Annotated in this window: 13 protein-coding genes, 1 rRNA gene and 1 riboswitch; of the genes, 3 read left to right on the top strand and 11 right to left on the bottom strand. The window is 37.8% G+C overall.

The annotated features are described in order from the left end of the window. From NFR27_RS05590 to nikB, 8 genes are all read right to left on the bottom strand, one after another. Positions 1–64, bottom strand: a 16S ribosomal RNA gene (locus NFR27_RS05590); the annotation flags it as partial. A 450-nt stretch (positions 65–514) separates the two neighbouring features. Continuing rightward, the gene (locus NFR27_RS05585) at positions 515–1,399 is read right to left on the bottom strand and encodes a LysR family transcriptional regulator (protein ID WP_251444259.1); all 885 of its coding nucleotides are present in this window, start codon (positions 1,397–1,399) and stop codon (positions 515–517) included. A gap of 221 nt (positions 1,400–1,620) precedes the next feature. Beyond that, positions 1,621–2,145, bottom strand: a complete 525-nt coding sequence (locus tag NFR27_RS05580) for a GNAT family N-acetyltransferase (RefSeq protein ID WP_251444261.1) — start codon at positions 2,143–2,145, stop codon at positions 1,621–1,623. A gap of 107 nt (positions 2,146–2,252) precedes the next feature. Next, positions 2,253–3,062, bottom strand: coding sequence for an ABC transporter ATP-binding protein (locus NFR27_RS05575; RefSeq protein WP_251444310.1), 810 nt, complete (start codon positions 3,060–3,062; stop codon positions 2,253–2,255). A 28-nt stretch (positions 3,063–3,090) separates the two neighbouring features. Next, positions 3,091–3,906 carry an ABC transporter ATP-binding protein gene (locus NFR27_RS05570; protein ID WP_251444263.1) on the bottom strand — a complete coding sequence of 272 codons (816 nt, stop codon included), beginning with the start codon at positions 3,904–3,906 and terminating at the stop codon, positions 3,091–3,093. A 104-nt stretch (positions 3,907–4,010) separates the two neighbouring features. After that, the gene (locus tag NFR27_RS05565) at positions 4,011–5,573 is read right to left on the bottom strand and encodes an ABC transporter substrate-binding protein (protein ID WP_251444265.1); all 1,563 of its coding nucleotides are present in this window, start codon (positions 5,571–5,573) and stop codon (positions 4,011–4,013) included. Between the two features lie 108 nt (positions 5,574–5,681). Next, positions 5,682–6,500: a nickel transporter permease gene (gene nikC, locus NFR27_RS05560; protein ID WP_251444267.1), complete on the bottom strand. Its 819-nt coding sequence runs from the start codon at positions 6,498–6,500 to the stop codon at positions 5,682–5,684. Then, positions 6,500–7,438, bottom strand: a complete 939-nt coding sequence (nikB, locus tag NFR27_RS05555; protein WP_251444270.1) for a nickel ABC transporter permease — start codon at positions 7,436–7,438, stop codon at positions 6,500–6,502. Before nikB ends, nikC begins: the two co-directional genes overlap by 1 nt. A gap of 114 nt (positions 7,439–7,552) precedes the next feature. After that, a riboswitch (cobalamin riboswitch) is annotated at positions 7,553–7,740 on the bottom strand. Between the two features lie 652 nt (positions 7,741–8,392). Between nikB and NFR27_RS05550 the strand changes: the two genes are divergently transcribed. Continuing rightward, a complete protein-coding gene (locus NFR27_RS05550; RefSeq protein ID WP_251444273.1) occupies positions 8,393–8,572 on the top strand; it encodes a hypothetical protein in 180 nt (59 codons plus the stop codon). A gap of 110 nt (positions 8,573–8,682) precedes the next feature. On the opposite strand, the gene rpsR is transcribed toward NFR27_RS05550, so the two are convergent. Genes rpsR through rpsF form a run of 3 tightly spaced genes read right to left on the bottom strand, consistent with a single transcriptional unit; the run spans position 8,683 to position 9,656 of the window. After that, positions 8,683–8,913: a 30S ribosomal protein S18 gene (gene rpsR / locus NFR27_RS05545; RefSeq protein ID WP_115310530.1), complete on the bottom strand. Its 231-nt coding sequence runs from the start codon at positions 8,911–8,913 to the stop codon at positions 8,683–8,685. Positions 8,914–8,952: 39 nt separating this feature from the next. After that, the gene (locus tag NFR27_RS05540; protein ID WP_115310531.1) at positions 8,953–9,354 is read right to left on the bottom strand and encodes a single-stranded DNA-binding protein; all 402 of its coding nucleotides are present in this window, start codon (positions 9,352–9,354) and stop codon (positions 8,953–8,955) included. Between the two features lie 17 nt (positions 9,355–9,371). Continuing rightward, positions 9,372–9,656 (bottom strand): 30S ribosomal protein S6, encoded by a 285-nt coding sequence (rpsF, locus tag NFR27_RS05535; protein ID WP_251444276.1) that lies wholly within the window; start codon positions 9,654–9,656, stop codon positions 9,372–9,374. 298 nt (positions 9,657–9,954) lie between these two features. Between rpsF and NFR27_RS05530 the strand changes: the two genes are divergently transcribed. Both NFR27_RS05530 and ychF read left to right on the top strand, forming a co-directional pair. Further along, on the top strand, positions 9,955–10,929 hold the full coding sequence (locus NFR27_RS05530) for a diaminopimelate dehydrogenase (protein ID WP_251444281.1): 975 nt from the start codon (positions 9,955–9,957) through the stop codon (positions 10,927–10,929). Between the two features lie 274 nt (positions 10,930–11,203). Next, positions 11,204–12,310 carry a redox-regulated ATPase YchF gene (ychF, locus tag NFR27_RS05525; RefSeq protein WP_251444297.1) on the top strand — a complete coding sequence of 369 codons (1,107 nt, stop codon included), beginning with the start codon at positions 11,204–11,206 and terminating at the stop codon, positions 12,308–12,310. The last annotated feature ends 8 nt before the right edge of the window (positions 12,311–12,318 follow it).

Here is a 12,318-nt window from a genome sequence, read left to right as displayed (position 1 = left end):
CGACTTGCATGTGTTAAGCACGCCGCCAGCGTTCGTCCTGAGCCAGGATCAAACTCTCCAAGATATCTTGGAGCTATCTGCTAGCTCGTTTTTCGTTGTTGTTAGCTTAACCGAAGTTATCTAACTTAGAATTTATTTGGTTGGTTTCAACGTTGTTGAAACCCGCACTCTGGCTATGTTCATTTCGTTAGAAATGATTACCTTACATTGTTCAGTTTTCAAAGATCTGCTACATCGCTTTACTGTTACCAGTTTGCGACAGCTTAATTATTATATCGCAACTAATTTTCACTGTCAAGTATTTTTGTAAAATATTTTCAGAAAAACTTAGTAAACAATATCTCACTTATTTTTCAAAAAAGAGCTTTAAGATTTCATTTATCTCGCCCCTTTGATGTCCCGTGATTGAGGACATGAACTATAATACTCTTTTTCGAATACTTCGTCAACCCTTTTTCTTAAAATATTTTCAGGAAATCTAATATAACACATTATTACTCTCACAGAAGACAAACTATACTTTCAACGCATTCTCTATCCCCTCAACAAATTGTATCAATTCAGATTTTTCACTACTTTCTGTAGTATATGCCAAGCACATAGTCTTTGTTTCAGGTAATATAAAGTATTTAAATTGCAAATTATGAATAATACGCTGATTATCATCGAGCAAAGCAAACCCTTCGCCTTGTTCCAATGCCATTACTGCTGACTCTAAATTATCTACCACACGAATTTCAGGCTCTGGCAGGTGATATGTCTTAAATAAATCCATAATCATTTTCCTAGCCACTTCAGTCACCTCATCTTGAAACATATAGCAAGGTTGATCTTTAAAGTCCTTTAATGTTACATTGTCACGATTTGCCAATGAATTTCGCTTAGAGTAGACTACTGTGCGACTTATATCCCCTAGTGGAACTTGCTGAATCCCTTCATAGTCTGGCAACATTTCTGGTAAAGCTACAACACAATCTAAACGCTTACTAACTAATCCCTCACGGAGCCCTTTTACATCTTCACTAGTACCAATTAATTTGATATGAGGATGTTCCTTCTGAAACGTCGACACATATGAGGTTAATGATTTAGGCCAGTTCCAACCTAAGAACATACCATAGCGAATCACCTGCTCATCATGATTGCCAAATTTAGCCTGCACCGCTTTCATAGCCTGTAAATATTGAGTAAATACTTCAGCATAAGCTTTGCCTGCCTCTGTGACTAATACCATACGAGGTTGGCGATCCAACAAAGCTATATTCAATATATTTTCTAGCGCCCTTATTTTCCGACTTACAGCAGGTTGTGCTACATGCAATGCTTGTGCTGCTTTAGTAACAGTGCCATGACGAACTACTGCTAAAAAATATTCCATATGATCTGTATCAATACGCATTACCCTCTCCCCCTTTCACCAGTATCCCTACATTCCTTTCACGCCTAATTAAAGAACGTAATACAATTTAATTCATTGTACTACGTTCTTCCTTTAGCCTAAAAATAACATCACACGTTCATTACTAGTGCTCATGCACACCTACTGTGGATAAGTCAGGTGTTTTCTGTGGATATATCTTAGTTTTTATGTGTATAACTTACTATTTTTGTGGATATCTTTTACAATGCTAGCTCACTTAACGCATTTAACTCTTTACTAAGCCAAATCGTTTGCCATTCATCATGTGTATCTTCATACTCAATATAACCTTGTCGTTGCCAAAAAGAACATCCCTTGTTTAAAAATCTATGCGTATTTAAACATAAATGAGTATATCCAAATAGTTGCGCCGATACTTCAATAGCTTCATATATTTTACGCCCTACCCCTTGGCCATGAAGATTTTCAGCCACATAGATTCGCGATACATATCCCCAAGTGTCTAAACTCGTACAATGTGGCGGACGATGTTCTTGTTCTGCTAACGGGGTCAAACAGCCTGTCCCGATAACATCACCCGCTTCATTATAAGCCACATAGGCTTGACTGCGCTTAGCTGGATTGTATTGCTCCGCTAAATTTAAAAATTGTTGATTCCGTTCCGAATCAAAAGGTCTACCATAATGCACATGCATTTGCTCTACTAAGAATTGATAAATCGGCTCCCACTTGGTGTCCGGTGTAATCAGTTCTACAGTTATCATACCTTTGTCTTTTATCCTCCTAAAAACACCTTATACAACAAATACTACTATATATGTATATATAGTAGTATTTATTTCATTCTATTAAAGTATAGCTTACTTTTATATTAAATTACAACTCTTTTTCTATCATTACCTACTTCAAATACAGCATTTATCAACTTTCGTGTATAAGGGTGCTCCGCCTCAGTCAATCGGGCTGCTGACACTTCATCCACTACTTCACCATAATACATCACCACTACCCGATGACATATACTACGTATAAAGGCAATATCATGGGCCACAAATACATAGGTTAAATTTTTCTCTCTTTGTAATTTTACTAATAATTTAGCAATCGCATCCTGCACCGATACATCAAGAGCAGACGTAGCCTCATCAAATACAATGATCTCTGGTTCTAACACCAACGCTCGCGCAATGGCCACCCGTTGACGCTGACCCCCACTCATCTCATGGGGATACCGTTTGGCAAAATCCCCTTCTAAACCGACCATCTCTAAATACCGAGTTGCAATAGCCGTCGTTTCACCACGTGCCAACAGCCCAAAATTATAAAGAGGTTCGCAAATAATATCCTCTACTGTCATGCGAGGATCAAATGCTTGCGAGGAATCTTGAAACACCATTTGAATTTTACGACGTTGCTCCCGATCAGTCTTACCATTACCGACTTCCATGCGGACACCGTCCAAATAAATATCACCACTCGTAGGTGTCAACATGCGCAAAATCATTTTTAAGAGAGTACTCTTACCACATCCCGATTCCCCCACAATACCTAAGGACTCACCACGCCACAAAGACCAGGATACATGTTTACAAGCTTCTAGCATCCCCCCATTAGGTAATGAAAAGGTTTTGCAAAGGTTCTTAACTTCTAAAACAGGCGTACCTATGGCTTTGTCAGTCATGCTAGCCCTTTGATTATTTATCGGTTCTTTATTCAACTGCATCGACATAGCGTTTTCCTCCTAATGTAGGCACAGCATCTAATAACTTAGCCGTGTAATCAGAATGATGGGTAAATAAAACCTCATCCCGTGTACCATAATCAACAACCTGGCCTTGTTGCATAACCATAATTTTATCTGCCATATGTGCCGCTACGCCAATATTATGGGTCACCATGATAATCCCTGTTTTATTTTGTTTGCAAAGGCGTAGCAATTCTTCTACAATTTGAGCCTGTGTCGTTACGTCTAAAGCTGACGTCGGTTCATCCGCTAGTAATAAACGGGGCGTAAACGCCATAGCCATAGCAATGCCTAACCGTTGTCGTTGACCACCGCTCAACTCAAATGGATAGCGATGTAACATATCTTTACTAGCTGGCAAGGACACCATAGCTAATAATTCCAGTGCTTTATTTTCTGCCGCCGATTTAGTCATGCCACTATGACGACGAATATGGGCAATAAACTGTTTACCAATAGTTTGTATCGGATCCATAGCACTACCACTGTCTTGAAAAATCATAGAAATATCCGTTCCACGATATTGGCGCCATTTAGTTTCTGACCAAGTGCTTATGTCATCACCATCATAATACAGATGCCCCTGTACCACCTGACCACTAACAGATAAACAGTCTATTAATGCCCGAATAATCGTCGTTTTACCACTACCTGATTCACCTACAATGACAAGCACTTCACCTTCTGCCAAAGAAAAGTTGACGTCTGTCACAGAAGGCGCCGCTTCACCATAAGCTATACTTAGATTTTTTACCTCAACCAATGCTGCCTTCTGCGTCATATATGACACGCACACCCTTTCTTTATACGCTCGTCAAAAATCTAATCCCTAATAATATATATACTAAAAATATAGCTACTATATATGTTAGTTAACCACACATTTTATTTAGCAATGTCATTCGTAATCCAATAATAATCAGATGGGAACATAACAACTCCTTTTAAGGATTTCTTAGCAATAATATTAGTCATTGGATAACCAAAGTATAAAGCAGCCCCATCATTTAATAATAATTGTTGTACTTCAATAATTAATTGTTTCCGTTTAGCTGGATCAAACTCTGTAGATAATGCATCTAATTTTGCATCTACTTCTGGATTGCTATAGCCAGAGCCATTTTGGGGATTATCGCCATTTACATTAGTTTTCCAATACCATTTTAAGAACGTTTCAGGGTCCCCTGTATTTGCGGTTACAATATTAGAAATTAATAAATCATAATCCCCATCAATCCCCATTTTATCGATTAATGTATAATCAACTGTTTTAATTTTTACATCCACACCAACTTTACGAAGATCCGCCTGCACAGCTTCTGCATAAATTGGCAATTCAGCACGACTATTATAAACTACAAAGTTAACGGATAATGGCTTGCCATCTTTATCTAAAATACCATCCCCATCCGTATCTTTCCACCCTGCTTCAGCCAATAATTGCTTAGACCGTTCCGGATTATACGCATTAGGGTCGGTTAATTGATCAAAACCATAGTCCATAGAAGGTGGAATTGGCGCCTTACCAGGGATAAACGTGCCTTTTAGTAATACCTCCGCATAATTTTTGCGGTCAGTAGCGCTAATAAAGGCTGCTCTTACTTTTGAATCACCTAATAAGCCTTTTTGATTAATTCGAGCTAAGACAACGCGCAAGGAAGCAATTTCATCAACTTGGAATTTATCATTTCCTTTAAACAAACCAATTTCGCCAGGCCCAATATTAACCGCCATATCGACTTCCCCAGACTGCAACGCCATAGCTCGTGTATTTGGATCTTCAATAGACGGTATTTCAACAGTTTTAAATGGCACTGTACCATTCCAATAGTTTTCATTAGCCTCTAATACGGATTTATCTTTGCTATATGACACTACTTTATAAGGGCCTGTAGCAATAGGACCTTCTTTAGAGAAATTACGCCCGTCTTGTTCAGATTGTACATCAACAACCAAGAATAGAGGATCCGCTAAAAGACCTGGCATATTCGGCATTGGCTTCTTCGTTTTAATTACTAATTCCTGTCCATTTGCTTCAATGGAGTCATATTCAAAAAATGTAGCGGCTCGCTTACTTTTAGCAAAAGCACGCTCAATAGAGGCTTTCACTTCTGCAGCGGTTAACTTCTTACCATTAGAAAATTTCGCTTTATCATCAATAATAAATGTCCATGTTACTTTATCATCACTTAAAGACCATTTAGAGGCTAACCATGGAGTTGGTTTCATTTCTTTGTCAAATTTGGTCAATGTTTCCCCAATACCATAACGCATAACCACCCAAGCATAGAAATTATCCGTTGGCTCTAATGTATCAGCAAAGTTAGTTACGCCCACTTTTAAGACCTCTTTATTATCAGCCGATTCACTACCGCAACCAGCCAATAAAGAAGCACAGAGCATTACACCTACACTGCCTAACAAAGCCTTACGCCAAAACTTTTTCATACTCAACATCCCTTCTAAAAATAAATACCCTAAACCTAATACCTAATAGTTACATCTGATGCTACTCATATATTTAAAATCACTCGTTTAGTCATTCTTACAAATAAACTATTTTTGTCGAGGATCTAAAATATCACGTAAACTATCACTCCACACATTAAAAATCGCTACCACTATTAAAATGGCCGCCCCAGGAAACATCATCAACCAAGGTGCTAATTGTAAATATTGACGCCCTTCATTAAGCATAAGCCCCCATTCTGGTGTGGGCGGTTGTGCCCCAAACCCCAAAAAGGATAAACCCGCCACTTCGAGCATCATAATTCCTAAATCCATACTAGCGGTGACTACTACCAAAGGCATACAATTTGGTAAAATATGGCGCCGTAAAATAACGGCTGAAGTACCGCCACTCATAATAGCAGCGGCTATGTAATCTTCTTGCCGCACTTTAATAACTAAACTGCGCACCAAACGAGCATATTTTGCCCATCCTACAATCGTAAGTGCCAATATAGTATTGCCTACACTGCCACCCATAATACCAGCAATCGCAATAGCCAATACAATACCAGGGAAGGAAATCATAATGTCACAAATGCGCATAAGCACCATCTCTACGACACCACCAAAATAGCCCGCCACAGAGCCTACAATAGTGCCAATAGAAGCAACTAAACACACAATAGTAAAGGCCATAAATAATGACAAACCTGTACCATAAATAATACGTGACAACACATCACGACCTAATTTATCAGTACCAAACCAATGCGTATCACTTGGTGCTTGTAAAGCATTACTCAAATCAGAAACAAACGCATCATGTGGTGTTAACCAAGGTGAAAAAACAGCCACTAAAATAACCAATATGACTAAAGAAGAATAAAAAGAAAAGGCCTTATTATTACTAATAAACGCTTTCACTATTTACACCCCCGTTTCAACCGTGGGTCCAATATAGTATAAGAATAATCAATAATCCCATTGATTAACATATAGGCTACCGATGCCCAAAGTACAAAACCTTCAATTAAAGGATAATCTCGAAAAGTAATAGCTTGTACCGCCATTTTGCCAAGTCCAGGCCAAGAAAATACCATTTCTACAACTGCTACACCGCCTAGCAGCCACCCCATAGACATACCAAAGATAGTCAAAAGCGGTAAAAAAGCATTCGGTAGAATATGACGAAACATAATTTCCATATGCCCCATGCCACGTGCGCGCGCCCCTACTACATAATCTTTATTAATTTCCTCTAAAATAACTAAACGCACTTGTCGCATAAATTTAGACATCAAGGCAAACGCCAAAGTAAAAGCAGGTAAAATTGCATTCTTTAAAGATACTGTTGCGGTTGCAATAGGAGCAATCCCTAATTTATAACCGAAAATATAAAGTAACATAAGGCCTAACCAAAAGGCAGGCAAAGATATACCAACAAAAGCAATCCCTCGGATTAAAAAGTCAGGCCATTTATTTTGGTTAATTGCTGCTATAATCCCTAAAGGCACTGCCATAATCAAAATCATAACAATGGTTACACTAGCTAACATAAGTGTGCCTGGCAAGGCTTCCAACATCTTATCTACAACTGGTTTTTTAGCCGAATAAGACATACCCAAATCACCTTGAACTGCATGCATTACCCAATTGCCATACTGCACGAGAAAAGGTTTATCTAATCCCAATTCTTGCCTAGTTTGATCGATTAACTCTTGTGAAACAATAGTATCTGCTGTTTCTAATAACATAAGTACTGGATCACCAGGTGCTAAAAAACTCAAACTAAATGTTAAAAAGGTAACCCCTATTAATGTAACTAACACTTGCCCCAAATGTTGCAGTGTCCTCTTTACCATACCTATTCCTCCCTACATATAGCTATTATTCTCCCAATAAAAAAACTCGCTCTTTGAAAGAGCGAGTATGAACTCAACAACAAATTAATCCTATAACACGATTCCAAGGGTGTAATAGCTAATTTGTTATAAGCAGGCTTTCTGGCTCATGACTCATTATCAATTTCTAGCCTTCCCAGTTTCCCAGTGACTCTTTAGCGAAATTGACTCCTCATTTACAGCTGTGTGGCAGCATAGGATTTACACCTATTTTCCTCTTATTATCGCTCGGCATACCCGACACTTACAACATGAATTTCATTATAGAATTGTAATAGTATATTATTTGAATATTATAAAATAAAACCTATATTGATATTATGGTATCTTATCTTTTTGTATTCTGTCAATTATTAGTCATGAATTATTGCTATTTTTTCTCAAAAAAGAACAAAATATTATTATTTGTTCATAAATACTGGAAATTCATCGAAATTCAACTATCTATTATACCTAGCAGGGTATAGTATTTATACTATTAGGGGTATATGTACCGAGAAAATGTATCAATACCAATATATAATTCACCTCATATATAACTTTTATATAAAACCTACTATTTATATATGTTTATTTTCGTTATATTTATTTTATTAAAGTATTAATCACCAACAACTTTGTCATATTTTATATTTACATTATTTATAAAAGGAGTATAATAAATGATAAACGAGCGTAAAATTTCATCATTCATTAATATAATAGTAAAAATCAATGTATTTAATTTTATAAGTAGATACTTAATAGGTAGATACTTAATAAACACACACTTAATAGACACATACTTAATAGGTACATACTTAATAAACCTATCCTTATAAAATTAATCATGTCCATATACTCTAACTATTTCCAATAATACATAAATTCATCTATGAAATAGTATATTTCCGAAGTTAAGGAGACGATAACCTCATGTATAACAAAGAAAAAGAAGGCATTCTATTACATTTAGGTAGCTATACAAAGCCTCTTCATGCTGATATAGTAGTACGCGAAGAAGACGATTTTATACTTTACGGCAATAAAACACCAGAACAAATTCGACGTGCCTACTTTATGTCAAAATCATATCGGAAAAAACATTATAGTTGATTAAATTTCTGATTAATTGGATAATGAAATAGGAAAGTATGTGGCAAAGATTGATAAAATAAAAGAACCCAGCAACCATCATGGTTACTGGGTTTTCATTTGTTATGCGATTATTCTGCAGTGAATGGCAACAATGCAATAGCGCGAGCGCGTTTAATTGCAAGAGTCAATTTGCGCTGATGTTTAGCGCAAGTGCCAGAAATACGACGAGGAAGAATTTTGCCGCGTTCAGTCGTAAAACGACGAAGTTTAGCAATATCTTTATAGTCGATTTGATCTACATGATCAACGCAGAAGTTACATACTTTTCTTCTTGGCTTTCTGCCTCTATCTCTTCTCATTGTGAATCCTCCTTTTCGAATTAGTAGGAGTCCTAAACACTAGAACGGAATGTTTTCTTCGTTACCGCCACCAAAGCTGTCGAAGTTAGATGAACCACCGCCAAAGCTATCAGCGTTTTGTGCATCTAAAGACTGGCCAACAAAGTTAGCCACTACTTCAGTAACATAGCGTTTTTGCCCATCCTGAGTTTCATAAGAACGGGTATTTAAACGACCTTCAACGAAACAACGGCTCCCTTTGCGAAGGTTACCAGCTGCTTCCCCTAATTTGCCCCATGCAACACAATTAATGAAGGCAGTTTGTTCCTTCTGTTCATTGGTTGTGGAATCAAAATATGTGTTTGTCGCAGCCACTGTAAATGTTGCTACGGCTCTACCTGTTTTAGTAAAGCGCACTTCAGGGTCACGAGCTAAATTACCTAAGATCTGTACTGAGTTCATAATAAACCTCCCAGAGCTTACTTGCCGTGTTTAACAATTAGGTGTTTAAGGACATCATCGTTGATTTTCAATACACGATCGATTTCTTTGATTTCAGCAGGATCTGCTTCAAAGTTAATCAATACGTAGAAACCGTCAGTGAATTTTTTCACTGCGTAAGCAAGACGACGCTTGCCCCAACGATCTACCTTTTCTACTGTGCCGCCTACACGAGCAATCAAAGCTTCTACTTTTTCAATAACTGCGTTGGTTGTCTCTTCTTCGGCTGGTTTCACAATCACCATGACTTCGTATTTGTTCATACAAAATCACCTCCTCTTTTGGACTTATGCCCCTATCTTCCATAGGGGTAGGAAGCGCTTACCATCAATAAGCCTTACTATTATAACCTAAGCAAGAATAAAACACAATACCTTTATATGATATAAATTATACTTTTATCATATTTCATCCATAAATTTAGCCTATATACCTAGCAAAAATAAATTTTCTATAGAAAATTAGATTTTTCTCTGTACAGGTTGCCCATCAAACGGTATACTAAAACAAGATAATTAAATAAGAGTTATTATCACATACATTATTTAGGAGGTCTTACCTATGAATTTAATTAAAGTAGGCATCGTAGGCTATGGCAATCTTGGCCGTGGCGTAGAAGCTGCTGTTAACTTACAACCAGATATGGAATTAGTTGGTATATTCTCTCGTCGTAGCGGTTTACAAACTGTAAGTGGTGTACCAAGCTATGCTATGAGCGAACTAGAAAACTTCAAAGGCAAAATTGACGTTATGGTACTCTGTGGTGGCTCTGCGACTGATTTAATCGAGCAAACACCAATGGTGGCTAAACATTTCACAGTTATTGATAGCTTCGATACACATGCACGCATTCCTGAGCACTTTGAAAATGTTAATAAAGCAGCAAAAGAAGCAGGTCATGCCGCTCTTATCTCCTGTGGTTGGGATCCAGGTATGTTCTCCTTACAGCGCGTATTTGCTGAAAGCATTTTACCTCAAGGCAAATCTTATACTTTCTGGGGTCGTGGTGTTAGCCAAGGTCACTCCGATGCGATTCGTCGCCTAGAAGGTGTTGTTGATGCCCGTCAATATACAGTACCTCGTGAAGAGTATTTAGACCAGATTCGCAATGGTGAAACGCCTGAAGTAACTGCTCAATCTGGCCATCTTCGTGAATGCTATGTAGTAGCTGCCGATGATGCTGATAAAGCTAAAATTGAGCATGACATTAAAACCATGGAAAACTACTTTGTTGGTTATGAAACAATTGTACATTTTATCTCTCAAGAAGAGCTCGATAAAAACCATAAAGGAATTCCTCATGGCGGTTTTGTCCTTCGCAGCGGCGAAAGCACAGAAGGTACTCGTCATGTAGTTGAATATTCCTTAAAACTTGATAGCAATCCAGAATTCACGGGCTCTGTTTTAACAGCCTATGCTCGTGGTATTTATCGCTTAGCTAAACATGGTGGTACTGGTGCTTATACAGTTTTTGATATTCCACCAGCTTGGATTTCTACGCACAGTGCTGAAGAATTACGTGCACACTCCTTATAATCTAAAATGTAACTTATAACACACTCCATATAAAGGGCTGTAACGAAATGCAAATGTTATTCTCCATTTTGTTTCAGCCCCTTTTTCATACAGTTAGCAAATTTCAATTCCTATGCGCAAATATCATGCAGTAAAACTATTTCTATGCTATAATATATTGTTGATATGCATATAGAGTCATGTGCATATACGATAAAATCATATTCATATAACATACACAGTTATAAAATAAACAACAATTTGTATATATCGAGTCATTTAAAAAGGTGGTATTATGAGCACAAATCTTGAAGTAGGTATCGTAGGTCTTCCTAATGTAGGAAAAAGTACATTATTCAATGCTATTACTAAAGCAGGCGCTGAAGCCGCTAACTATCCATTCTGTACCATTGAACCAAATGTGGGTGTCGTTGATGTACCAGACGACCGCATTTATAAATTAGCAGACATGTTTAAATCTAAAAAAGTAATTCCTGCGGCTATGCGTTTCGTAGATATTGCCGGTCTTGTAGCAGGGGCTTCTAAAGGGGAAGGCTTAGGCAACAAATTCCTTAGCCATATTCGCCAAGTCGACGCTATTGCTCAAGTAGTTCGTTGTTTTGATGACCCTAATATTACCCATGTATCTGGCTCCATCGATCCAATCCGTGATATTGAAATCATTAACACAGAACTTTGCTTAGCTGACTTAGATTCTGTCGAAAAACGTAAACAGCGTATTGAAAAAATTGCTAAAAGTGGTGATAAAGACGCTCGTATCGAACTGCCAATTCTTGAAAAAGTCATTGAAGGCTTAGGCGATGCTATTCCTGTACGAGCTCAAGGTCTTGAAGAAGAAGAGTTAGAAATTCTTAAAGAATTGACCTTACTGACAGCCAAAAAATCCCTCTATGTAGCTAATATTTCAGAAGATGAAATTTCAGATTATTCCGGTAACGAACATGTGAAACGAGTACAGGAATATGCAGCTAAAGAAGGTTCTGGCGTTGTTGTTGTATCTGCACGCATTGAGTCAGAAATTGCAGAATTATCTGATGAAGAATCCATGGCGTTCTTAGAAGAGTTGGGCGTATCTGAAAGCGGTTTAGATAAATTGATTAAAGCCAGTTATGCATTACTTGGTCTCATCAACTTCTTCACAGCCGGTGAAATGGAAGCACGCGCTTGGACCATTGTGGATGGAACGAAAGCTCCTCAAGCAGCGGGTAAAATTCACTCTGATATTGAAAAAGGGTTCATTCGTGCTGAAATCGTAGCCTTCGATGATCTCGTAGCTTGCGGTAGCCAAAATGCAGCCAAAGAAAAAGGCCTAGTGCGCCTTGAAGGTAAAGAATACGTGATGAAAGATGGGGACGTAACCTACTTCCGCTTCAATGTGTAATCCATACT

This window comes from Veillonella intestinalis (genome assembly GCF_943192895.1).
In the GTDB taxonomy this organism is placed as follows: domain Bacteria; phylum Bacillota; class Negativicutes; order Veillonellales; family Veillonellaceae; genus Veillonella_A; species Veillonella_A intestinalis.
The sequence above is the reverse complement of the archived record's forward strand: the minus strand, read 5'-3'. Positions and strand labels throughout refer to the sequence as shown.